The organism is Salinicola lusitanus (genome assembly GCF_003206045.1).
GTDB classification, from domain to species: domain Bacteria; phylum Pseudomonadota; class Gammaproteobacteria; order Pseudomonadales; family Halomonadaceae; genus Salinicola; species Salinicola lusitanus.
This window is the reverse complement of sequence record NZ_PZJM01000009.1, coordinates 415,075-436,115: the sequence shown is the minus strand read 5'-3', so window position 1 is coordinate 436,115 and position 21,041 is coordinate 415,075. Positions and strand designations below refer to the sequence as shown.

Sequence of the window (21,041 nt, the reverse complement as noted above, 5' to 3'; positions counted from 1 at the left end):
CTCTCGACGCGCTGGATCTCAATGCGCTGCGCGTCTTCGAGCGCGTCGCCGCGACCGGCAGCTTCACCGCCGCCGCCCGGCATTTTCACCGCGCGGTCTCCTCGGTCTCGCGTCAGATTCGCGGGCTGGAAGAGGCGCTCGGCCAGCCGCTGCTCTACCGGCACACCCGCGCCGTCGCGCTCACCGACGCGGGCTGGCGCTACTACGAGGAGATCCGCGAGATTCTGGAGCGGCTAGATCTCGCCACGGAGGCACTGGCCTACCCCGACGCCGAGCCCAGCGGCGTGCTGCGCATCAACGCCCCCGTCGCCTTCGGTCAGCGCCAGATAGTGCCGCTGCTGCATGCCTTCCAGCGCCAACATTCAGGCATCACCGCCGAACTGCAGCTGAGCGACCAGGTCGTCGACCCGGTCAGAGAAGGTCAGGACATCACCTTTCGGGTCGGCGACCTGGCCGACTCCTCGCTGGTGGCGCGCCGCCTGGCAGCGATGAACTACGTGGTGGCCGCCGCACCGAGCTATCTCGAAGCGCACGGTGAACCCCGGACCCCCGAGGCGCTGAGCGATCACAACTGCCTGCTCTACCAAGGCGAGATGGGCCGCCAGCGCTGGTATTTCCAGGCGCCGGACCAGAGCGGCTCGACCCCGTTTGAGGTCAGCGGCAATCTCTACAGCAACGATGCCGAAAGCCTGCTGCGCGCCGCGCTGCTGGGGCAGGGGCTGGTGCTGTTTCCCACCTGGCTGATCGGCGACGCGCTTGCACGCGGGGAACTGGTGCCGCTGCTGGAGGCGTGGCGCGGCGAGGTGATGCCCGGCCGCCGCGATATCCACGTGCTGACCACCGAACGCCGCCTGCGCACGCGCAAGGTGCGCGCCTTTCTCGACTATCTACGCGAATCGCTGGCGCCACGGCCGGCATGGGACCGGTGGCATGAAGGCATAGGCGGCCTTTCGAGCGACCATAGATAAAGCTAATTAGCGATTGAATCGTGCGCGATCTATCTTGGCGGCATGACGACACCCAACGACACCGACAACGCCCTGGCGCTCGAATCGCAGCTCTGCTTCGCGATCTATTCGACGCAACTGGCGATGAACAAGCTCTACCGCGGCCTGCTGCGCGAGCTCGACCTGACCTATCCCCAGTATCTGACCCTGCTGGTGCTATGGCAGCGGGATCGGCAGACGGTGTCGGAGATCGGCGAACAGCTGTACCTGGATTCAGCCACGCTGACGCCACTGCTGAAGCGCCTGGCAGCGGCCGGCCTGGTGACGCGCCAGCGCTCGCGTCAGGATGAACGCCAGGTGGAGATCGCCTTGACCGCCAAGGGTCGTGCGCTGCGGGAGCGGGCCAAGGCCGTCCCGCATGCCGCCGGCTGCGCGGGCCAGTGCACGCCGGAGGAGGCCGCCGAACTGCGCGATGCCCTGCACGGGCTGCGTCGGCGACTCGACACTCAGTGAAGCGTTTGCCCGATTGGCGCAGACCCTTTTTACCCCAATAGATCGTGCACGATTCAATTGCTGACGATCTTTAACCCGAAGGAGCAGTTCCATGTCACTCGATAAAGTCCTCTACCGTGCCGAAGCCACCGTCACTGGCGGCCGCGACGGCCGTGCCACCGCCGCCGACGGTGCCATCGACCTCAAGCTGTCGACACCCAAGGAGCTGGGCGGCGCCGGCGGTGACGGCACCAACCCCGAGCAGCTGTTCGCCGCTGGCTACTCCGCCTGCTTCATCGGTGCGCTCAAGCTGGTCGCCTCGAAAGAGAAGGCCAAGCTGCCCGAAGACACTCGGATTCAGGGTGAAGTCGGCATCGGCCCCAAGGGTGACGGCTTCGGCATCGAAGCCACCCTGACGGTGAAGCTGCCGGGCATGGAGCGCGAGCAGGCCGAAGCGCTGGTGGAGAAGGCCCATCAGGTCTGCCCCTACTCCAACGCCACCCGCGGCAATATCGACGTGACGCTCAACGTCGAGGTCTGAGCCGGTGTCGGCAGCGCCGACGCTCGCCTCACACGGGTGCGCCCATCCCGGCGCCCCGCCCCCTTGGCAAAGGGGGCGGGGCGTCGTGCTTTGGTCGTAACGACCCCTACCGCCACTTTTTAGCAATCCATAAAAACTAGTAAAATCAGAATCTTACAGGGTCATGCAAAAACGCGATGCGGACATAGCAACAACGCAATAGTCTCGCGCCGTCGCCGCTGACTACCGTGTCGACTCCAACCACCAAGGGATTCGATCATGGTCGCGTTTCTCATCGCCATGGCGGTAACGGCTTTCGCCGGCACGCTGGTCATCAAGAAATACCAACCGCAGACCGTGCTGCTGCTGGCCGGCCTGGCCCTGTTCGTCGCCACGGCGCTGTTCTTCCCCGCCCAGTCGATCCTGTTCAAGGAGACCCAGACCAGCGGCTGGGCCGGCTTCGATATCTTCGAGTTCATCCACCAGATCATGTCCTACCGCCTGGCCGGGCTGGGGCTGATCATCATGGCCGCTGGCGGCTTCGCCAAGTACATGGACCATATCGGCGCCACTCAGGCGATGGTCAATATCGGCACCCGGCCGCTGGCCCGGATGCGTGCGCCCTACCTGGTGCTGGCGCTCGGCTATGCGGTGGGCCAGGTGCTCAATATCTTCATCCCCAGCGCGGCGGGGCTGGCCATGCTGCTGCTGGTCACGCTCTACCCGACGCTGGTGCGCCTCGGCGTCAGCAAGGCCTCCGCCGCCGCGATGATCGGCATGACCTCGGTGCTCGACCTGGGGCCGGCCTCCGGCACCGCCAACCTGGCGGCGCATACCGCCAACATGGATGTGGCGATCTACTTCGCCCAGTACCAGATTCCGGCGTCGCTGTTCATCGTGCCGGTGATCTGCGTGCTGACCTATTTCAGCGCCAAGTATTTCGATCGTCGCAGCGGCCACGTGGTCGACCCCGATCCGACCGCCCATGCCATCGCCGATGGCGAGACGGAGGCCCAGCGCGTGCCCGGCTTCTACGCGCTGCTGCCAATCCTGCCGCTGACGCTGATCCTGGTCTTCAGCAAGCTGCTGATCCATCAGATCGAGATCGGCGTGGTGACGGCGATGATCATCGGCGCGGTGCTGGGTCTGTTCTGCGAGATGGTACGCAAGCGTCGCGAGCTGCAGGCGGTGTTCAAGGGCTTCATGACCTTCTTCCAGGGCATGGGCCAGATGTTCTCGTCGATCATCTCGCTGATCATCTGCGCCGAGTTCTTCGCCGCCGGGCTCACCGCCATCGGCGCCATCGACTTCATGATCGGCGCCGCCCAGGGTGCGGGTTTCGGCCTGTTGGGCATGACCCTGGTCACCTGTCTGCTGGTGGCGGTGACCGCGATTCTCACCGGCTCCGGCAACGCGGCGTTCTTCTCCTTCGCCGGCCTGGCCCCCAACGTCGCTGCCGCCACGGCCGCCGGCCCGGTGGCCCTGCTGCTGCCGCTGCAGTTCACCGCCGGGATCGCGCGCTCATTGTCGCCGGTCTCGGGGGTGATCATCGCCGTCAGCGAGGCCGCCGGCTGCTCGCCCATCGATATCGTCAAGCGCACCGCGATTCCGCTGATTGGCGGCCTGGTGGTGCTGTTCGTCTATACCGCGCTGTTCGTCGGCGTCAATTGATCCCCGATCGCCCAGGCACCGGACCAAGGAACCCCACATGAAGACCGACCCGCTTCCCGAGTCGACCGATACTATCTTCTCGCGTGACGCCACCTGGCAGGCGTGGCTGGAGGTCGAGCGTGCGCTGGCCCTGACCCAGGCCGAGCAGGGCATGATCCCTGCCGCCGCCGCCGCCGAGATCGCGCGCTGCGCGACCCTCGACCAGCTCGACCGCGAGGCGCTGGCGGCGGATATCGAACGCACCCTGTCGCCGGTGATGTCGCTGGTGCGGGCGCTGGCCGCGCGCTGCGACGGCGACGCCGGCGGCTATGTCCACCTCGGTGCCACCACCCAGAACATCATCCTCACCGGCAAGATGCAGCAGCTCGCACGCTCGCATCGCTGGCTCAAGGCGCAGCTCGCCGCCCAGCTCGAGTGTCTGGCGGATCTCGCCGAGCGCGGCGCCGAGTGGCCCTGCGTCTCGCGCACCAATCGCCGCCACGCCCTGCCGATCACCTTCGGCTACAAGGTCGCCGGCTGGATCGAGGAGCTGGAGCGCAACGTCGAGCGGCTGGAGGCGGTCGAGTCCCGCGCCTTCGTGCTCACCTTCGGCGGCGCCAGCGGCGCCATGCACAGCTACGGCGACGAGGGGCAGGCACTGGCCCAGGCGCTGGCCGCCCGGCTCGGCCTCGGCGTGTCACGGGTCCACTCCCGCGCCGCCGTCGACGGTCTGGTCGAGTACATCACCACGCTGGGGCTCTACGCCGCCGGCTGCGAGCGTCTGGGCCAGGAGCTCTACACGCTGATGGCCAACGAGTTCGAGGAGGTCAGCGAGAACCAGGGGGAAGATGTGGTCGGCAGCAGCACCATGCCGCACAAGTTCAACCCCAAGTATGCCGTCAACCTGCTGGCCGAGGCCGGCGAGCTGCGCAGCCTGGTGGCACCGGCGCTGGAGACCGCGCGCCCCTCCCACGAGGGCGATGCGGCGTGCAACTTCCGCCTCTACAAGCTGCTCGACCAGGCCGGTGCGCTCGCCTATCGCGTTGCCGCCACCCAGCGCACGCTGCTGACCCGACTGGTCCCCCACCCCGAGCGGATGCGCGAGATCCTGATGGCGAACGCCGCACCGCTGATGTCCGAACACATCATGCTCGAACTGAGCGACGAGATCGGCCGCCAGCGCGCCCATGACCTCGTCCATGACGCCATCGTCGCCAGTCGCGACGGGGCTCGCACCTTTGCCGAGGCGCTGTTCGAGGACGACACCGTGCGCCGCCACTATGGCGACCGGGACGCGCTCGAGCGCGCACTCAGCCCCGAGCACTACACCGGCCAGAGCCGCCAGATCGCGCTGGCGATGGCCGCCTCCGCCCGCGACCTCGCCGCACGCCTGGCTCGGGAACTCACGGAAATACCCGCGTCGGCGCGCTGACAGCCCGGAAAGAGAACCACCCCACCGATGCGCCAAGCGCATCGGTGGCACAACGCCGCATCGACAAGAACGCATCGACAAGAAAAAGAGGAAGGATCATGCCAACAACACCAAGACGCTATCTCGGCCTCCTGCTCGCGCTGGGCGGCCTCGCCCTGTCGCCGCTGGCACAGTCGCAGACGCCCCAGACCGCCCCACCCCTGGCCACGGGCAGCCATGAATCGACCTTCACCCTGCCGCAGAGCCAGCGCCAGATCGAGGTGGCCAGCTACGTGCCCAAGGGGGCCGATGCCAAGACACCGATCGTGTTCGTGCTGACCGGCCTCAAGCGCAACGCCGAGGATTATCGCGATGCCTGGATCAAGGCCGCCGACGAATACGGCTTCACCATCGTGGTGCCACGTTTCTCCCAGCAGGACTATCCCGGCGTCGCCGGCTACAACCTGGGCAATCTGGTCGCGAAAGATGGCCAGCCCAACCCGCCCGAGGCGTGGTCCTACACCGTCATCGACGATCTCTTCAGCGATCTCGAGCAGTCCGGCCAGACCGAGCGCCAGCGCTACTACCTGTTCGGCCACAGCGCCGGCTGCCAGTTCGTCCACCGCATGCTGACCTTCGTGCCTCAGTCGCGAATCCAGGCGGCGATCTGCTCGGCGGCGGGCTGGTGGACGCTGCCCGATACCGACAACGAATGGCCCTACGGACTCAAGGATGCGCCGGTCGCAGTCGATCGTGATGCCCAGCGCCAGCTTGCCGGCCTCGACCTGCTGGTGACGGTCGGCGCCGAGGACACCGATCCCTGGCACAAGTATCTGCGCCGCAGCTATCAGGCGATGGCCCAGGGCAACAACCGGGTCGAGCGCGCCTGGGTCTACTACAAGACCGCCGAGCAGAAGGCCAACCGCTACGGCTTCGACTTCCACTGGGCGTTCCAGACCGTGCCCGGTGTCGGCCACGACAACGCCGGCATCGCACCCTTCGCCGCCAAGCAGTTCGCCGCCTTCGAGCGCGATGGCGCCTTCGATGTCGTGACCCCGGAGACCGCGCCGGAGAGCACGCCTGACTAGGCTTCCGTCCGTCTTTCCGATACTCGCCTTTCGCCCTTTCGATCACTACCCCTCGTCCGCTCAGCGGGCGAGGCAGGGAACCTGCGTCCGCTCGAGGGCCAACGTCGCGCCTCGAGCGGCCGCGCCAGCAGCTCCCGACCATTTCCAGAAGCTCCCCACAACATGAAAAACGACAGGAGTTCACCATGATCACGCCCCGCCACGCCCACACGTCCCGGCGATCCCGACTCGCACGCGCACGCTCGCCTCTGTCGATAACGGCGCCTTTAGCGATGACGACACCTTTATCGATAACGACTTTCGCGGGCGCCTGCACTGTGGCATCGACCCTGGCCCTCGCCACCCCGGCCCAGGCCGATTTCCTGACGGACAGCACCGCCTCGCTGGAACTCAAGAACTACTTCATCACCCGCGACTACCTCGAGGGCAACCGGGACGACAACAAGCGCGAGGAGTGGGCCCAGGGCTTTCTGTTTCGGGCCGACTCCGGCTTCACCGAGGGTCCGATCGGGTTCGGCGTCGACACCATCAGCATGCTGGGCGTGAAGCTCGACTCGAGCCCGTCCCGGGCCGGCACCGGCCTGCTGAAGATCGATGACGATGGGCGTGCCGAGGACGACTACACCAAGTTCGGCGCCACCGCCAAGATCCGCGCCGGCGACAGCGTACTGCGTTACGGCTATCTCGAGCCGAGCCTGCCGTCGCTGCGGCCCAATGCCAGCCGGCTGTTCACGCAGTCGTTCCTCGGCACCCAGATCACCTCCACCGACATCGAGGGCCTGGAGCTGACGGCGGGCCAGCTCAACCGCACCCGCCAGCGCGACGAGACCGAGCACGAGCCGATGGCGCTGAATCGCAAGAGCGGCGCCTACGGCAGGGCCACCAGTAACCGCTTCCAGTTCGTCGGCGGGGAGTACCATCTCGGCAAGCGCGCCCGCCTCGGCTATCACTATGCGCAGCTGGAGGATATCTACCGCCAGCACTATGTGGGGCTGAGCGACGGCATCAATCTCGGGTCGGGGCGGCTGGGCGCCGACATCCGCTATTTCGACGCCAGCGAACAGGGCGCCGCCGAGGCCGGCGAGGTGGACAACCGCGCCGTCAGCACGCGGCTGCGCTATCGGCTGGACGGACACACCTTCAGTGGTGGCTACCAGTCCCAGTTCGGCGATACCCCGTTCACCTACCTGAGCGGCACCAACGTCTACCTGTTCTCCCAGTACCAGATCAGCAACTTCACCGAGACCGGCGAGCGGGTCTGGCACGCCCGCTACGACTACGACTTCAGCGATCTCGGCCTGCCCGGGCTGACCTTCATGCTCCGGTATGCGACCGGCGACCAGGCCAGCGTCCACGGCTTCGACGGCGAGGCGCGGGAGTGGGAGCGGGATGTCGATATCGAGTACATCGTCCAGGGGGGCATGTTCGAGGGGCTGTCGCTGCGCTGGCGCAACGCCTCACGCCGAGCCAACTTCACCCGCGACGCCAACGAGAACCGCATCCTGCTCGGCTATACCTTGAAACTGTAACGTGGCCAACACCGTCACCGCCAAGCCGCTCAGTACGACTCAGGGGAGCAGGGTGACACCGTCACGGAACGCGCGGTCCTGCCGGCCGCGCGCCTCGAGCGTCTCGCGCAAGGTCTCGATGAAGCGCCGTGCGATGGGGCGCTGCCCTGCCGGCGGCAGAATGCAGGCATAGGTCAGCTCAGTGGCAGGCGTGACCGGCCGCATCACCGTGCCGGCCGTCCCTGCGCCCGATCCGACAGCGGCACCGCAACAGGCCAGATCGAGCAGCCCCAGCCCGAAGCCGGCCTCGACGAAGCGCGGCACCAGCTGCGTCGAACCGACCTCCAGCGCGATCCGGGGCTTGCGCCCGACTCCATCGAACAGCCGCTCCAGTCGCTGACGCCAGATCTGCTGCGGCTTGAGGGTGACGAAAGGTGACTCCAGCAGCGCCTCGACCGGCACCCGCTCGAGGGTTGCCAGCGGATGGTCGGCCGGCATCAGCACCTGGGTGGTCGCCTGCAGCAGAGGCTCCACCGCCAGCTCGACGATGGTGTTCTCCACCGGCAGCGACAGCAGGCCGACGTTGTAGCGCCGCGACCCGACCTGGCGCTCGACATCGAACCGGCTGCCGATATCGATCTTGCAGTTGAGCTCGCGGCAGCGCTCGCGCAGGTCGGCGATCGCCGCCGGCAGCAGCGTGGCACCGATGGGGGCGGAGGTGATGATGCGCAACGCCTCGACCGTCTGCTGGCGGATCTCGCCGGCGATGGTGGGAATCTCCTCGACGCCGTTGAGGATATGCTCGGCCTCGCGGTAGAAGCGTTCCCCCTCCTGGGTCAGCAGCAGCTTCTGGTGGGTACGCTCGAACAGCGTCAGCTTGAGTTCCGCCTCCAGCGAGGCGATCAACCGACTGGCGGCGGGCTGGCTCAGGTTGGCCGCCTGCGCCGCCGCCGACAGCGAGCCGTGCAGCACGGTCAATCGGAACAGTCGGAGCGCCTTGAGATTCATGGGAAGTCGACTTTGCCAGGCCATCGGATCGACGAGCCTACCAGAAGCCCAGAGAGAGACACTGCCGCTTTGGTCAAAGCCGGTGACGACGCATCAGGCGGCCAGAACGGGGCGGCAGCCGTGATCAATGGTTCAGAATGATCGCCGTGATCACGCCGGTGGCGACCGCGGCAAGTACGTAATCGCCGTCGATGTTCAGCCAGCGATGCCCGCGTGGCGGTTCTCGCAGATGCCGCGCGTGCCAGTCACGCACCCAGTAGCGGTCGTCGCGGTAGTAGCGATCGGCAATCCGTCCGCCGGGGTGCCACCCCCGCGGCGCCCGGTGGCGCTCCCGGTCGTGGTGATGATGATGAGCCGGCCCGTGGTGGCGGTCATGCTGGCGCGCCTGGCCCGGCGGCCCTCCGGGGCCGTGGCCGGGGCCGCCCCCCGGGTGGGCCTGGGCGATTCCAGCGGTACTCAGCGCGGCGATCAGGACACCGGCAGTGACGATACGGTGTTTCATGGGACTCTCCTCTCATGGCCATCGATGGCGAGATGGCTCCAGCATGAGAGGCCAATAAGAAAACAGTGTTCACGAATTGTGCATTCTGCCTGACTGCCCCGGCGACGCGGGTGTCATGCAAGGGAGTCCAACCGCGAACGGCGGCGAATCTCAATTAGCATGCTAATATCGCAGAACCCTCACCCTTCACCCGGACTTGCCGCCCGTGTCAGCGACCACCTCCCCCTCCGCAGCGCCCACGCCCTGGCCCACCATCGTTCTGCTGGCGATGACCGCCTTCTGCGCCTCCGCCACCCAGCGAATCCTCGATCCGATGCTGCCGCGCCTCGCCGAGGTCTACACCACCACCCTGAGCGCCGCCTCCTGGGCCATCACCGCCTTCGCCATCGTCTACGGCTGCCTGCAGCTGGTGCTGGGCCCCAGCGGTGATCGCTACGGCAAGCTGCGCGTGATCTCGCTGTTCTCGCTGCTCGCCGCCGTGGCCAGCCTGCTCTGTGCGCTGTCGGGGACGCTGGCGACACTGATCGCGGCGCGCATGCTGGCGGGGGTGGGGTGCGCAGCGGTCATCCCGCTGGCGATGGCGTGGATCGGCGACAACGTTCCCTACGAGCAGCGCCAGGCGGTGCTGGCGCGCTTTCTGATCGGCCAGATCTGCGGGCTCGCCTGCGGCCAGACGTTCGGCGGGCTGGCCGCGGAGCAGGATTGGTGGCAGTGGCCGTTTCTGGTCTACACCTTGCTGTTCGCCGCCGCCAGCGGGCTGCTGTGGTACCGCGCCGGGCGCCACGAACGACCCCAGGGGCGCAAGCCGGAGTCGCTCGGCGTGAGCCTGCGCTATGTACTGCAGAAGTCCTGGCCGAGGGTGGTGCTGGTCGCGGTGTTCTGCGAAGGCGCCGCGGTATTCTGCGGTTTCGCCTTCGTCGCCAGTCACCTTCATGTCGTCGGAGGGCTGCCGCTGACCGAGGCCGGACTGATCCTGGCGGTGTTCGCCCTCGGAGGCTTGAGTTTCGCCCTGCTGGCGCGGCGGCTGGTGCCGAAACTCGGCGAGAGCGGGCTGTGCCAGTTGGGCTGCGTGCTGATCGCGATCGCGCTGGCTGCCATCTGCCTGAGACCGACCCCCGGCGTCGGCGTCATCGGCTGCTACCTGTTCGGGCTGGGCTTCTACATGCTCCACAACACGCTGCAGACCACCGCCACCCAGATGGCGCCGGAGCGGCGTGGCGCGGCGGTATCGCTGTTCGCCACCGCCTTCTTCACCGGACAGTCGCTGGGCACCGCCGTCGGCGGCGGGATCATCGCGCTGTCCGGCACCACGCCGACCCTGGCGCTCGCCGCCGTCGCCGTGCTGCCGGTCGGCTTCGGCTTCGCCTGGCAGATCCGTCGGCGCGACCGGGCACTGGTGCCAACCTGACCTCTGCGCTGACCACCGGTTATAGCCCCGGGCCACAGTGCGATAAGCTGCCGGACTCGATGCCACCATCCGCCGGCCCGGAGACCGACTTCATGACCATCGCCACGCCGCAACAGGTTCTCGACTTCTGGTTCGAGACGCTGACCCCCAAGGAGTGGTTCCGCAAGGACGCCGATCTCGACCGCACCATCGCCGAGCGCTTCGGCGACACCCTGGCCGCCGCCGCGCATTGCGAATGCTGGCAGTGGCGCGAGACGCCGGCCGGCCGACTGGCGGAGATCATCGTGCTGGACCAGTTCTCGCGCAACGTTCATCGCGACACCCCGGGCGCCTTTGCCCAGGACCCGCTGGCCCTGGCGCTGGCCCAGGAGCTGATCGCCCGCGGCGAGGATGCCGAGCTGCCCGTCGCGCAGCGCATCTTCGCCTACATGCCGTTCATGCACAGCGAGTCGCTGTCTATCCACGCCCGTGCGGTCGCGCTGTTCGACGTTCCCGGCATGGAGACGCAGCTCGACTACGAGCACCGTCATCGCGAGATCCTCCAGCGCTTCGGGCGCTACCCGCATCGCAACGCCATTCTGGGACGGGAGTCGACGCCAGAGGAGGTCGAGTTCCTGCGCCAGCCGGGGTCGGCCTTCTAGCAAAAAATAAGCAGGCAAACTTTCTTTTCGGACTGCAAACGGGCGATCATGCGGCCCTGACATTCATCCGGAGCCAATCCATGACGCCGACCATCGACCTACTGCGCAGCCATCGCTCGATTCGCGCCTTCACCGACCAATCGATCAGCGATGACCAGCGTGAGGCGATCCTCGCCGCCGCGCAATCCGCCTCGACCTCCAGCTTCCTGCAGTGCTCCTCGATCGTCCGCGTCACCGACACCCGCCTGCGTGACCAGCTCGTCGAACTCACTGGCGGCCAGCCATGGGTCGCGCAGGCGGCGGAGTTCTGGGTGTTCTGCGCCGACTTCAACCGCCACCGGCAGATCTGCCCGGAGGCGCAGCTGGGGCGCGCCGAGCAACTGCTGGTGGGCTGCGTGGATACGGCGCTGATGGCGCAGAACGCCATGGTGGCAGCGGAGTCGCTGGGGCTGGGCGGCGTCTTCATCGGCGGGCTGCGCAACAACATCGCCAGTGTGACCGAGCTGCTGGAACTGCCGAAGTTCGTGCTGCCGCTGTTCGGCTTCTGTATCGGCTGGCCGGAGGCCGAACCCGACCTCAAACCGCGCCTGCCCCAGGCGATGCTGGTCCACGAGAACCGCTACCGGAAGATCGACCCGGCCGTGCTGGCCGATTACGACGATCAGATCACGCGCTACTATCAGCAGCGCGACAGCCAGCAGCGCACCGAGACCTGGAGCGCGATGATCCAGCGGATGATCATCAAGGAGACCCGGCCGTTCATTCTGGACTACCTGCACAGCCAGGGCTGGGCGACGCACTAATCCCGGGCAGACCTCACGTCACGATGAACCCCACGCAGGCTGCCGTGGCGAGCCCCATCGCGCCATTGAAGATCCGCCAGGCGCGCGGCGTCTTGAGCAGCCGGCCGATCGCCATGCCGAAAGCCGCCCAGAAAGAGATGCAGAAGAACGCCACACTCTCCATCACCAGCGCCAGCACCAGAGCGTTGAGGATGAGCAACCCTTCGTGGGGCAGAAAACCCGCCACCAGCGCGATACCCATCACCCACACCTTGGGATTGACGAACTGGAAGGCTGCCGCCTGCCACGCGGTCAGCGGTCGCGCCCCGTCACGAGCGGCAAGGTTCGGTGGTGGGGCACTGGCGATCTTCCACGCCAGATAGAGCAGATAGACCGCGCCCACCACCTTGAGACTCTGCTGGATCAGCGGATAGCGCTCGAACAGCGCACCGAGCCCCAGGGCGACGCTGAGAAAGAGTACGAAACCGCCGGCCATGATGCCGAAAATGTGCGGCAGGGTGCGGCGGTAGCCGTAGAGCGCCCCGGAGGCGGTGAGCATCACGTTGTTGGGCCCTGGGGAGCCGGTCATCGACGCGGCGAAGAGTGTCAGCGATAGCCACCAAGCGAGCGAGGTCATGCTTGCTCCTCCGCGGTCTCGTCCCACACCAGGGTGAAGCGACGGTTGCGGGCGCCGCGATTCTTGATGCTGGCGACCTGAATCGGGCCGATCTCCGCGGTCGAGGCGACGTGGGTGCCGCCACAGGGCTGATAGTCGACGTCGCCGATGCGCACCATGCGGATGGCTCCCGCATCGCGGGGCGGCGCCACCGACATCGTCTTCACCAGCTCGGGGCGGGCGTCGAGTTCCGCCTCGCTGATCCACTCGCTGGTGACCGGATAGTCGGCGGCGATCAGGGCATTGAGCCGCTCGCTCAGCTCGTCCTTGTCGAAGCTGGCCTCGCCCAGATCGAAGTCGAGCCGGCCACGCTCGGCACCGATGCTGCCGCCGGTGACCCCGTGGGGAACGATGACGGAGAGCAGATGCAGCGCGGTGTGCATGCGCATGTGGGCATAGCGCCGCTCCCAGTCGATCTGCTGGGTGACGCTCTGCCCCGCCTCCAGCCCGTGGGCCGGATCGAGCAGATGATGGACCTGCCCGTTGTCGCCCTTGCGCGTGTCGAGCACCCTCAGCGTGCGGCCGTCGGCGGTGATGAACACGCCCTGGTCCCCCGGCTGGCCGCCGCCATGGGGGTAGAACAGTGTGGCATCCGTAATGACCACGCTATTCGCCACCACACCACCCTCGCCAATGGCCCCTGTCGTTGCCAACACGGTCGCCAGGCTCTCGCGGGCGTAAGGGAGTTCGCGAAACGTCAGTGCGGTAGACATCGGACACCTCTCGAGGAAGTCGTTCCTCAGAAATTGAATGGGTACAATTTGTTGACTTTGCGGCCAAAAGACCGAACAATTCGAGCATAAACCGCCTAATTTCCCGGTCAACTCGATTTTTGTCACCATGACAATCTGGATACCCGCTCTACCCGGTCAGGGCCCGCGCTACCGCGAACTGGCCGATGCCATCGCCACCGCCACCGCCAGCGGCGAACTGGTGGCGGGCGCCAAGCTGCCACCGCAACGACGCCTGGCGGATGCCCTCGGCGTCACCGTCGGTACCGTGACTCGCGCCTACGCCCTCGCCGAACAGCGCGGGATCGTCACCGCCCGGGTCGGCAGCGGCACCTATGTGCGCGGCACCGGAGCGCCCCATCCGGCTTTCGATCATGTCCGTCGCGCCGCGCCGGACAGCGGCATCGTCGATCTCAGCCTGTCGCTGCCGCCCCCCCATCCGCAGCGCGAGGCATCGCTGGCGCGGGCGATGCAGTCGATCCAGCACGACCCCGAACTGCTGCGGGCGGCCATCGATTATCAGCCGGAAGCGGGCCTGACCTGGCAGCGGGAAGTCATCGCCGGCTGGCTGACCACACTCGGACGCCCGGTTCCCGCGGACGAGCTGGTGATCAACCAGGGCGGCATGCACGGCATCTTCCTGAGCCTCAGCGCCCTGCTCTCCCCCGGTGAGCGGCTGGCGGCGGAACGGCTGACCTATCCGGGCCTGATCAGCGGATTGCAGCAGCTGTCGCTGAAGAGCGTGGCGATCGCCCACGACGAGGAAGGGATCGACATCGATGCGCTGGCGCGTGCTTTCGAGCAGCAGCCGTTCCGCGCGCTCTATGTCATGCCGGACTGCCACAACCCCACCACCGCGAGGCTGAGCGAGGCACGGCGCCACGCGCTGGTCGCCCTGGCCCGGGAGCGACGGTTCTGGCTGATCGAGGATGACATCCACCCCCAGCTCGATGACGAACCGGTGACACCGCTCTATCGATTGGCCCCCGAGTGCACGGTCACGCTGTTCTCGGTGGCCAAGCTGCTCGGCGGCGGCCTGCGCGTCGGCGCCATGCGCGCGCCACCGGTGCTGCACGGGCGATTGACGGCAGCGCTGCGGGCGCAGAGCTGGATGCCGCCGCCGTTGATGGCCTCGCTGGTCTGCCGCTGGATCGAGAGCGGCGACGCCGATTCACTGCTGCAGTGGCAGCGCGAAGAGCTCGAGTGGCGCTTCGACCGCGCGATGGAGAGGCTGGGCGAGTTCTCCCCGCGCGGGCATCGCGGCGGTTTCTATCTGTGGCTAGCACTGCCGGGCGAGTTGCGTACCAGCCATGTGGTGGACCAGCTCCAGGCCCAAGGGGTCAACGTCAGCACGGCGGAAAGCTTCTGCCTAGGTAGCGTCAGCGCCCCCCAGGCGATTCGTGTCTGCATCAGTGCCGCCGAGAGCCGCGAAGCGCTGGAACACGCCCTGCAGGTCATCGCCACGACGCTGGGCGATCCGGATCCGATGCTGTGGCAGACGGTTTGAAACACTGACCGCAGCCCGGTCGTGAGTCATCGTCACACCGGCAGCGGGCGGCTCTCCGCCAGCGCCTCCATGGCGAAGTAGGAGGTCACGGTGTCGATCTCGAAGCCGTCGATCAGGCGCTGATAGATCAGATCGAAGGCACCGATGTCCCGCGTCACGATCTTGAGCATGTAGTCGTAATCGCCGCCGATACGATAGAAGTCGATCACTTCGGGAATCCCCAGCACATGTTCGCGAAACGCCGCCAGCCAGGTCCGCGAGTGGCTGCGAGTGCGAATCATGGAGAACACCACCAGCCCGAATCCCAGCGCCTGACGGCTCAGCACCAGCCGCCGCGCCTCGATCACGCCCGCCTCTTCGAGCTGCCTGATCCGCCGCCAGCAAGCGTTCTGGGAAAGATTGACGCGCTCCGCCAGCTCACGCTGGGGGAGACCGGGACGCTGCTGCAGCGTGCGCAGGATGGCGAGGTTGAAATGATCCAATTTGGTGTCGTTCATGGTGTCAAAACACTCATGTAATGATTGATTTTCAGGTCATATCGAGAAATTTACCTGTCAACGTCGGGATATCATAGCCGGACGCGCTGGAGGCTCGTGCTCCCCCTCTCCACGCCCTCCTCATCCCACACCAAGGTGCCGCCATGACGACGCTCGCCGATTTTCGCCGCTCCCTGTCCGGACCGGATCTGCTGACCCGGCTGCGGGAAGGTCTGATCGGCAACGACATGCCGTTCGTCACCCCCTTCGGCGAACGGCGGTTGCTCTACGCCGACTACGTCGCCTCCGGCCGTGCGCTGCGCCAGGTCGAGCGCTTCATCAGTGAAGAGGTGCTGCCGTTCTACGCCAACTCGCACACCGAGGCCTCGCACTGCGGGCAGGCCATGACCCGGCTGCGCCAGGAGGCACGGGCGCTGATCGCGCGGGCGCTCAACGCCGAGGATTGCCACGTGGTGTTCAGCGGCAGCGGCGCCACCGCCGGCATCAACCGGATCGTGGCGCTGCTCGATATCGCCGCCCGCGTGCGGCGTGGCGAGCGGGTCAGCGTGCTGGTCGGTCCCTACGAGCACCACTCCAACCTCCTGCCGTGGCGGGAGAGCGGCGCCGTGCTGGTGGAGATTCCCGAGGGCGACGCCGGGGGGCCGGACACCGTGGCGCTGGAGCGGGCGCTGGATACCGTCGCCGGCAGCGACCTGATCGTCGGCGCCTTCTCGGCCGCCTCCAACGTCACCGGGATCGTCAGCGACGTCGACGACATCACCCGGCGCCTCAAACGCCACGGCGCCTTGGCGGTGTGGGATTACGCCGGTGGTGGCCCCTACCTGGCGATGGACATGGCGCCCGCGCCGGACTGCCGCAAGGACGCCATCGTCTTCTCGCCGCACAAGTTCGTCGGCGGCCCCGGGGCTTCCGGCGTCATGGTGGTCCGCGACACGCTCGTTCACCGCCGCACACCGTCGCTGCCCGGCGGCGGCACGGTCAGCTTCGTCTCGCCCTGGACACACCACTACAGCAGCCGTCTCGAGGCCCGCGAGGAGAGCGGCACCCCCAATGTGGTCGGCGACATTCGCGCCGCGCTGGCGCTGCTGGTCAAGGAGGCCATCGGGCTGCCCGAAATCGCTCGGCGCGATGCCGACCTGCGCCGACGCGGGCTCGCCCGCTGGGCAGACGAACCGCGCCTGGAACTGCTCGGCCGCCAGGAGGTGCCAGCGCTGCCGATCTTCTCCTTCCGCGTGCGCGACGCCGACGGCGGCCTGATCCATCACCAGCTCTTCACCCGCATGCTGTCCGACGTCTACGGCATCCAGGCTCGTGGTGGCTGCGCCTGCGCCGGCCCCTACGCCCATCGCCTGCTCGGCATCGATGCCGCGGCCTCCGAAGCGCTGGTCGAGCGGTTGGGCCAGGGCCACGAGCTGGAGAAGCCCGGCTGGATACGGCTGAGCCTGAACGTTCTGCACGACGACGCCCAGGTGGAGCGCATCCTCGACGGCGTTCAGACTCTGGCGCGGGAGGCAGCGGCCTGGGCCCGCCACTACCGCGCCGATCCGGTCACCGCGCGCTTCCGGGTCGACGCCGCCGGGGGATGACAGCCGCACAGGGCCGGGTAAGATGGTCGCTTTGCTGACGCGCTGGAGCCCATCGCCATGTCCACCCTGATCCGTCGCCCCTTCGTCTTTCTGCGCCACGGCCAGAGCACCCGCAATCTCGAACGACGGATCGGCGGCCAGCACGACGTGGCACTGACCCCGCAGGGAGAAGACGAGGCGCGGCGCGCCCGGGCGTTGCTCGGCGATGTCGACTGGTCGCTGACGGTGTCGAGCCCGCTGCAGCGCGCCTATCGTACCGCCGAGCTGGCCCTGGGCCGCGCCCCGGATCGGGTCGTCGACGGGCTGATGGAGCGCCACTGGGGCGAGCTGGAGGGCCAGACGATCCCCGATACCGTTCCCTACCTGAGCACGCCCGTTGGCGGCGAATCCTGGGAGACGTTCGTGGAGCGCATCGCCACCACGCTCAACGGCCTGCTCGAGGAGGCCGACACGCCGCTGATCGTCGGGCATTCGGGGCTGGTTCGCGCCGTGCGCGGGCTGACCCACGGCAGCCCGGCGGGGCCACGCTCGGCCAACGCGATTCCGTTGTGGATCGCTCCCATGGGCAGTACGCAGTGGACGATCGAGCCCCTCGCGAGAGATCACCTGGATTCGGTTCGCCGGTCATAGCCAAGACCTTCGATGCGCCGCCCAAGGTGACATCGCGGCTGGCGCCGCGTTGACCGCGTCATGAATAATAATGATAATGATTATCTTTAATCAAATAGAAGAAGAACGATGCGAGCGCTTTTCGCCAGCCGGCTGGGCCTGGCCATCATCGCGATCGGCTCTGCGCTGCTGTGGTCGACGACCGCACTGGCGGCGGAGCGTACCGACCCGGTCGCGGCCTCCCGCTTCCCCGTCACCTTGACCGACCTGGCCGGCCAGGAGCTCACGCTGCTGGCGCCGCCGCAGCGCATCTTCCTCGACAACCCGCGCCACCTGTTCGCCCTCGCTGCCCTGTTGCCCGATCCCGTCTCGCGGATGAGCGGCTGGCGCGGCTCGCTCGAGAGCTTCGACCCGGTGGCCCAGTCGCGATTGACAGCAGCCTTGCCCGCCCTTGCCGACCTGCCGGCGCCGGCGCCGGGGACGGCGAACAACGCCATGCTGGGCGCCGAAGCGCTGATCACCCTCGATCCGGACCTGATCGTCGCCGATGTCTCGCGCTATCGCGAGCTGCAGACATCGCCGCTGCGGGCGCAGCTGGAGGCGCTACGGATACCGATCCTGTTCGTCGACTTCCGCGAGCATCCGCTGGCGGACACCGCCCCATCGTTGCGTCTGCTGGGCCGCGCCCTGGGCGCGGAATCCCGCGCCACCGCGCTGATCCAGCAGCTCGAGACCGAGCAGGCCGCGGTCGACGACTGTCTCGCTACCGTCACCCGGCGACCCAGCGTGCTGATCGATATCGCCCCCGGGCTCAGGGTCGACTGCTGCCGCAGCAACTTCGACTCCGGCCTCGCCGATCTGGTGGCTTACGCGCGGGGCGACAACATCGCCGCCGGCATGAGCCCCGGCACCGAGAACGTGCTCAATCCTGAAACCATTCTGGCCCGCGACCCCGACGTCATCATCGCCACTGCCGCGCAGTGGCCGAAAGGCGGTTCGGTTCGCGCCGGCTTCGGCGTCGAGGAGAGCGACACCCAGCGCGACATGGCCGATGTCGTGGCCCGTCGCCCGGGTTGGCCGGCGCTGTCGGCGGTCAGCGATGGCGGCTTCCATGCGCTCTGGCACGGCTACCACCAGGGGCCGTTCTCGGTGGTCGCGCTGCAGGCCATCGCCGGCTGGCTGCATCCTCGCCAATGCGCGGCGCTCGACCCCGAAGAGACGCTGGAGTCGCTCTATCGCCGGTTCATGCCGATCGATGCCAGCGGCACCTTCCAGGCGACCTACGCCGGCAACCCGTCTGAGAACGGCAATACCAACGACGGGTCTCGAGACCCGCGATAACGAGATCACCCCCGGGAACCCCCATCATGCGTATCACCCCCAGACTCTGCCGACGCTCCGCGCTGGCGATGGCCGTGCTGTACCTCCCCGCGGCGCAGGCCGCCGAGACCAGCGCCACGACCCTCGACCCGCTGGTCGTCAAGGCGACATCGGCGGCGCCGGTCGACGACGCCTATCGCCCAGGCCCCTCCAGCATGGTCACCGGTCGCGCCACCGACTTCCTGAGCCAGGCGCGCACGGTCGACCAGGTCAGCGCCCGGATGCTCGAGGACATCGGTGCCGATTCGTTGACCGATGCCATGGGCTACGTCAACGGCATCACCCAGGGCAACACCATGGGCGGCACCGAAGCGAGCTTCATCAAGCGCGGGTTCGGCAGCAACAGCGACGGCTCGATCCTGCGCGACGGCATCCGCCAGCCGCGCAATACCTTTCCGCTGTTCACTACCGAACGGATCGAAGTGCTCAAGGGGCCGAGCTCGTTTCGTTACGGCATCCAGGAGCCCGGCGGGGTGGTCAACATCGTCAGCAAGAAGCCGCAATACGCGTGGGCGCGCACCATCAGCGGCAAGGGCACCTCTTTCGGCGGCGGTGATGCCAGCGTCGACGTCACCGGTCCGCTGGGCGACAGCGGCGCGGCGTTCCGGTTCATCGTCGGCCAGCAGGACGAGGATTACTGGCGCGACTTCGGCAGCCACCGGCAGACGGTAGTGGCACCCTCGCTGAGCTGGGAGGACGACGACACCCGGCTGTGGTTCGCCTATGAGTATCGCGATTACGACCTGACCCTGGATCGCGGCACCGCCTTCGTCGACGGCGATCCCGTCGATGTGCCGCGCAAGCGCCGCTTCGACGAGCCGTGGTCGCGGGTCACCGGCCACGATCAGTCGTTCACCGCGCGCTGGGAGCAGGATCTGAGCAGCGCCTGGACCAGCCGCTTGAGCTACGGCTGGAACCGGCGTCAATACGACGACGGCCAGCTCCGGGTGCTGAGCGTCGACGAGGATGGCAACGCCAGGCGGCGCGCCGATGCCAACCACGGCTTCGACCGCCGGGTGATCTATACCGCCGCCGAGCTGCTCGGCGATGTCGAACTGGCCGGCGTTCGCCACGAGATGACCGTCGGCATCGATCACGAGCGCCGCCGCGATTACCTGGCCGACCGTTATCGCGGCGCCACCGACACGATCTCGATCTACCATCCGCATCACGGCGATCTGACGCTGGACGGCGCCACCTATCTCGAAGACAGCAGCCGCCGCCTTCACGAGATCAACACCACCGGCGCCTACTTCGACGACAACCTCCATCTGGGCGAACGCTGGATTCTCGGTCTGGGCGGGCGTTTTCAGCATACCGAACTGTATGGCGGCCGGAGCCGCCCGTTCGTGGTCGAGACCGATACCCAGGACAACATCTTCCTGCCCCACGCCAGCCTGCTCTACAGGCTGACGCCACAGACCTCGCTCTACGCCAGCTATAGCGAATCGTTCGTGCCCAACGAACCCGATGCCGAATCCGGCCAGCGCTTCGACCCGGAGGAGGGTCGCGGCTGGGAAGCGGGGATCAAGCGCAGCTTCCTGGCCGACCGCTTGCAGGCTTCGCTGGCCTACTTCGAGATCACCAAGGAGAACGTCGTCGTCAGCGACAACGACGTCTCGCGGGCCATCGGCAAGAGCCGTTCCAAAGGGATCGAGTTCTCCGCCCAGGGAGAATTGACCGACCGGCTGTCGATTCTCGCCAACTACGCCTATACCGATGCCGCGGTACTCGAGGACGCCGACGGCGGCACGGCGGGCAACGAGCTGCCCAACGTGGCACGGCACACCGCTTCGCTGCTGCTGGCCCGAGAGCTGGGGCTCGATCCCGACTACGGCCGCTGGCGGGTCGGCGGCGGGGTGCGCTACGTCGGCAGTCGCGAGGACGATGCCGACAACAGCTTCAGCCTCGACGACTACACCGTCGCCGACGCCTTCGTCGCCTGGGACAACGGCTGGCTGGGTGACAACACCCATCTGCAGTTGAACGTGAAGAACCTGTTCGATACCACCTACTACCCCTCCAGCATCGGCGACACCCGGGTGGTGGTCGGCGAACCGCTGGAAGTCACATTGCAGGCTAGCGTGACGTTCTAGTG

Annotated in this window: 20 protein-coding genes; 15 read left to right on the top strand and 5 right to left on the bottom strand. The window is 67.2% G+C overall.

What is annotated here, in order from left to right; all coding sequences use genetic code 11:
• Positions 1–11: 11 nt before the first annotated feature.
• The 7 genes from DOM45_RS15290 to DOM45_RS15260 all read left to right on the top strand — a co-directional run bounded on the left by DOM45_RS15290 (position 12) and on the right by DOM45_RS15260 (position 7,637).
• Positions 12–968: a LysR family transcriptional regulator gene (locus tag DOM45_RS15290; RefSeq protein ID WP_110602114.1), complete on the top strand. Its 957-nt coding sequence runs from the start codon at positions 12–14 to the stop codon at positions 966–968.
• Between the two features lie 42 nt (positions 969–1,010).
• The gene (locus DOM45_RS15285; RefSeq protein WP_110601869.1) at positions 1,011–1,460 is read left to right on the top strand and encodes a MarR family winged helix-turn-helix transcriptional regulator; all 450 of its coding nucleotides are present in this window, start codon (positions 1,011–1,013) and stop codon (positions 1,458–1,460) included.
• A gap of 91 nt (positions 1,461–1,551) precedes the next feature.
• Positions 1,552–1,980 (top strand): organic hydroperoxide resistance protein, encoded by a 429-nt coding sequence (locus tag DOM45_RS15280; protein ID WP_110601867.1) that lies wholly within the window; start codon positions 1,552–1,554, stop codon positions 1,978–1,980.
• 258 nt (positions 1,981–2,238) lie between these two features.
• Positions 2,239–3,630, top strand: a complete 1,392-nt coding sequence (gene dcuC / locus DOM45_RS15275; protein ID WP_110601865.1) for a C4-dicarboxylate transporter DcuC — start codon at positions 2,239–2,241, stop codon at positions 3,628–3,630.
• 37 nt (positions 3,631–3,667) lie between these two features.
• Positions 3,668–5,041, top strand: coding sequence for a lyase family protein (locus tag DOM45_RS15270; protein ID WP_110601863.1), 1,374 nt, complete (start codon positions 3,668–3,670; stop codon positions 5,039–5,041).
• Between the two features lie 98 nt (positions 5,042–5,139).
• The gene (locus tag DOM45_RS15265; RefSeq protein WP_110601861.1) at positions 5,140–6,108 is read left to right on the top strand and encodes an alpha/beta hydrolase-fold protein; all 969 of its coding nucleotides are present in this window, start codon (positions 5,140–5,142) and stop codon (positions 6,106–6,108) included.
• 317 nt (positions 6,109–6,425) lie between these two features.
• Positions 6,426–7,637 (top strand): OprD family porin, encoded by a 1,212-nt coding sequence (locus tag DOM45_RS15260; RefSeq protein ID WP_205909478.1) that lies wholly within the window; start codon positions 6,426–6,428, stop codon positions 7,635–7,637.
• 39 nt (positions 7,638–7,676) lie between these two features.
• Here DOM45_RS15260 and DOM45_RS15255 read toward each other — a convergent pair whose 3' ends face one another.
• Both DOM45_RS15255 and DOM45_RS15250 read right to left on the bottom strand, forming a co-directional pair.
• Complete coding sequence (locus DOM45_RS15255; protein WP_162302632.1) at positions 7,677–8,624, bottom strand: LysR family transcriptional regulator; 948 nt, start codon at positions 8,622–8,624, stop codon at positions 7,677–7,679.
• A gap of 124 nt (positions 8,625–8,748) precedes the next feature.
• Entirely contained in the window at positions 8,749–9,126 is a 378-nt protein-coding gene (locus DOM45_RS15250; protein WP_110601856.1) for an RcnB family protein, read from the bottom strand.
• A 205-nt stretch (positions 9,127–9,331) separates the two neighbouring features.
• On the opposite strand from DOM45_RS15250, the gene DOM45_RS15245 reads away from it, so the two are divergent.
• The 3 genes from DOM45_RS15245 to nfsA all read left to right on the top strand — a co-directional run bounded on the left by DOM45_RS15245 (position 9,332) and on the right by nfsA (position 11,978).
• The gene (locus DOM45_RS15245; RefSeq protein ID WP_110601854.1) at positions 9,332–10,534 is read left to right on the top strand and encodes an MFS transporter; all 1,203 of its coding nucleotides are present in this window, start codon (positions 9,332–9,334) and stop codon (positions 10,532–10,534) included.
• 92 nt (positions 10,535–10,626) lie between these two features.
• The gene (locus tag DOM45_RS15240) at positions 10,627–11,175 is read left to right on the top strand and encodes a DUF924 family protein (RefSeq protein WP_110601853.1); all 549 of its coding nucleotides are present in this window, start codon (positions 10,627–10,629) and stop codon (positions 11,173–11,175) included.
• 80 nt (positions 11,176–11,255) lie between these two features.
• Positions 11,256–11,978 (top strand): oxygen-insensitive NADPH nitroreductase, encoded by a 723-nt coding sequence (gene nfsA, locus DOM45_RS15235; protein WP_110601851.1) that lies wholly within the window; start codon positions 11,256–11,258, stop codon positions 11,976–11,978.
• A 13-nt stretch (positions 11,979–11,991) separates the two neighbouring features.
• On the opposite strand, the gene DOM45_RS15230 is transcribed toward nfsA, so the two are convergent.
• The gene (locus tag DOM45_RS15230; protein WP_110601850.1) at positions 11,992–12,594 is read right to left on the bottom strand and encodes a LysE family translocator; all 603 of its coding nucleotides are present in this window, start codon (positions 12,592–12,594) and stop codon (positions 11,992–11,994) included.
• On the bottom strand, positions 12,591–13,346 hold the full coding sequence (locus DOM45_RS15225; RefSeq protein ID WP_110601849.1) for an alanyl-tRNA editing protein: 756 nt from the start codon (positions 13,344–13,346) through the stop codon (positions 12,591–12,593). The genes DOM45_RS15230 and DOM45_RS15225 overlap by 4 nt, the downstream gene beginning before the upstream one ends.
• Before the next feature lie 127 nt (positions 13,347–13,473).
• Between DOM45_RS15225 and DOM45_RS15220 the strand changes: the two genes are divergently transcribed.
• Positions 13,474–14,871: an aminotransferase-like domain-containing protein gene (locus tag DOM45_RS15220; RefSeq protein ID WP_110601847.1), complete on the top strand. Its 1,398-nt coding sequence runs from the start codon at positions 13,474–13,476 to the stop codon at positions 14,869–14,871.
• 32 nt (positions 14,872–14,903) lie between these two features.
• Here DOM45_RS15220 and DOM45_RS15215 read toward each other — a convergent pair whose 3' ends face one another.
• Positions 14,904–15,368: an Lrp/AsnC family transcriptional regulator gene (locus tag DOM45_RS15215; protein WP_110601845.1), complete on the bottom strand. Its 465-nt coding sequence runs from the start codon at positions 15,366–15,368 to the stop codon at positions 14,904–14,906.
• Positions 15,369–15,511: 143 nt separating this feature from the next.
• On the opposite strand from DOM45_RS15215, the gene DOM45_RS15210 reads away from it, so the two are divergent.
• From DOM45_RS15210 to DOM45_RS15195, 4 genes are all read left to right on the top strand, one after another.
• Complete coding sequence (locus tag DOM45_RS15210; RefSeq protein WP_110601843.1) at positions 15,512–16,954, top strand: aminotransferase class V-fold PLP-dependent enzyme; 1,443 nt, start codon at positions 15,512–15,514, stop codon at positions 16,952–16,954.
• A gap of 57 nt (positions 16,955–17,011) precedes the next feature.
• A complete protein-coding gene (locus DOM45_RS15205; protein WP_110601842.1) occupies positions 17,012–17,584 on the top strand; it encodes a histidine phosphatase family protein in 573 nt (190 codons plus the stop codon).
• Between the two features lie 108 nt (positions 17,585–17,692).
• On the top strand, positions 17,693–18,904 hold the full coding sequence (locus DOM45_RS15200; RefSeq protein WP_110601841.1) for an ABC transporter substrate-binding protein: 1,212 nt from the start codon (positions 17,693–17,695) through the stop codon (positions 18,902–18,904).
• 26 nt (positions 18,905–18,930) lie between these two features.
• Positions 18,931–21,039: a TonB-dependent siderophore receptor gene (locus tag DOM45_RS15195; protein WP_240612418.1), complete on the top strand. Its 2,109-nt coding sequence runs from the start codon at positions 18,931–18,933 to the stop codon at positions 21,037–21,039.
• The last annotated feature ends 2 nt before the right edge of the window (positions 21,040–21,041 follow it).

Coding starts and splice junctions, on each gene's coding strand:
- DOM45_RS15205 (WP_110601842.1), top strand. CDS start 17,012: ATGTCCACCCTGATCCGTCGCCCCTTCGTCTTTCTGCGCCACGGCCAG.
- DOM45_RS15210 (WP_110601843.1), top strand. CDS start 15,512: ATGACGACGCTCGCCGATTTTCGCCGCTCCCTGTCCGGACCGGATCTG.
- DOM45_RS15270 (WP_110601863.1), top strand. CDS start 3,668: ATGAAGACCGACCCGCTTCCCGAGTCGACCGATACTATCTTCTCGCGT.
- DOM45_RS15265 (WP_110601861.1), top strand. CDS start 5,140: ATGCCAACAACACCAAGACGCTATCTCGGCCTCCTGCTCGCGCTGGGC.
- DOM45_RS15280 (WP_110601867.1), top strand. CDS start 1,552: ATGTCACTCGATAAAGTCCTCTACCGTGCCGAAGCCACCGTCACTGGC.
- nfsA (WP_110601851.1), top strand. CDS start 11,256: ATGACGCCGACCATCGACCTACTGCGCAGCCATCGCTCGATTCGCGCC.
- DOM45_RS15200 (WP_110601841.1), top strand. CDS start 17,693: ATGCGAGCGCTTTTCGCCAGCCGGCTGGGCCTGGCCATCATCGCGATC.
- DOM45_RS15225 (WP_110601849.1), bottom strand. CDS start 13,346: ATGTCTACCGCACTGACGTTTCGCGAACTCCCTTACGCCCGCGAGAGC.
- DOM45_RS15240 (WP_110601853.1), top strand. CDS start 10,627: ATGACCATCGCCACGCCGCAACAGGTTCTCGACTTCTGGTTCGAGACG.
- dcuC (WP_110601865.1), top strand. CDS start 2,239: ATGGTCGCGTTTCTCATCGCCATGGCGGTAACGGCTTTCGCCGGCACG.
- DOM45_RS15285 (WP_110601869.1), top strand. CDS start 1,011: ATGACGACACCCAACGACACCGACAACGCCCTGGCGCTCGAATCGCAG.
- DOM45_RS15255 (WP_162302632.1), bottom strand. CDS start 8,624: ATGAATCTCAAGGCGCTCCGACTGTTCCGATTGACCGTGCTGCACGGC.
- DOM45_RS15250 (WP_110601856.1), bottom strand. CDS start 9,126: ATGAAACACCGTATCGTCACTGCCGGTGTCCTGATCGCCGCGCTGAGT.
- DOM45_RS15195 (WP_240612418.1), top strand. CDS start 18,931: ATGCGTATCACCCCCAGACTCTGCCGACGCTCCGCGCTGGCGATGGCC.
- DOM45_RS15220 (WP_110601847.1), top strand. CDS start 13,474: ATGACAATCTGGATACCCGCTCTACCCGGTCAGGGCCCGCGCTACCGC.
- DOM45_RS15215 (WP_110601845.1), bottom strand. CDS start 15,368: ATGAACGACACCAAATTGGATCATTTCAACCTCGCCATCCTGCGCACG.
- DOM45_RS15230 (WP_110601850.1), bottom strand. CDS start 12,594: ATGACCTCGCTCGCTTGGTGGCTATCGCTGACACTCTTCGCCGCGTCG.